This window comes from Clostridium sp. ATCC 25772, from assembly GCF_001573875.1.
Lineage (GTDB): Bacteria > Bacillota > Clostridia > Clostridiales > Clostridiaceae > Clostridium_J > Clostridium_J senegalense.
The window spans coordinates 1-920 of record NZ_LFRG01000129.1; the positions used below are offsets into that span (position 1 = coordinate 1).

Consider the following 920-nt stretch of genomic DNA (forward strand, 5'->3'; position numbering starts at 1 on the left):
CTTAGAATTCAACACTACATTTTGTATGAAAATATTTTAAAGTTATTGAATAAATTTAAATTCGAGCTTGTTTCCCTATATTACAGTCATCTATTAATTAAAATTTCAAAGAACATTTTAATTCCCACTTCAACAAGATTATGTCATGAAAAATACTTCACATTGATGAACAAATGTAATGTTATCATGAATTATTTTCCATATATTGTGAATATAATATTCTTTAGTCTTAAACTAGAATTTGTATCTTAAATTAATTGTTCTTAACTCTGAATTATGTAACAATACACATTCTATATAAATATACTATAAAATAATGAGATAATAATATTAAATTATATAGTATAAATACGGAGTTGATATATATGGTAAACTCATTAGTCTCTTCCAACGTTCCACAAGAATTAAAAACACAAATATATGGAATTAACTCAAACCAACCTGTAGCTATTCAAACTGACTCAAATGGTAATTTGATTACTCAATTATCCAATACTGATGGAACTAATAATCCTTACAGCATACCTTTGACAGCATTTAATGACTTAAGAACCATAGCATTGACACCTATGGCTGGTTGGACTTTTAATTACAACATTAATTCTGATTATATAATAACTACTACAGCTAATGGAGGAACTGCAACTCAAGGGGACTCTATGGCAATATTAAGTACAAGTACTGCCAATAATGGTTCTTCCAAAATAGCAACTAGAAAAGTGTTACGATATTCTCCTGGATTAGGTGGGTTAGCGCGTTTTACTGCAGTATTTACAACTGGTGTTACTAATAGCCAACAAATTATAGGTCTAGGGGATGATATAGACGGTTTTTATTATGGATCTATAATAGTGCGTTTTTACTTGAATAATTTTACAGTTGAATAAAAAAACAGATTCTTAAGCTATTTTTAATGACTT

General features: G+C 27.9%; 1 protein-coding gene. It reads left to right on the plus strand.

Annotated elements, in window-relative coordinates:
- The first annotated feature begins 365 nt into the window (after positions 1-365).
- A complete protein-coding gene (locus tag AZI32_RS17120) occupies positions 366-887 on the plus strand; it encodes a hypothetical protein (protein ID WP_242865325.1) in 522 nt (173 codons plus the stop codon).
- The last annotated feature ends 33 nt before the right edge of the window (positions 888-920 follow it).

Excerpts from the sequence above, each read along its gene's own strand:
- AZI32_RS17120 (WP_242865325.1), top strand. The coding sequence starts at position 366 with ATGGTAAACTCATTAGTCTCTTCCAACGTTCCACAAGAATTAAAAACA.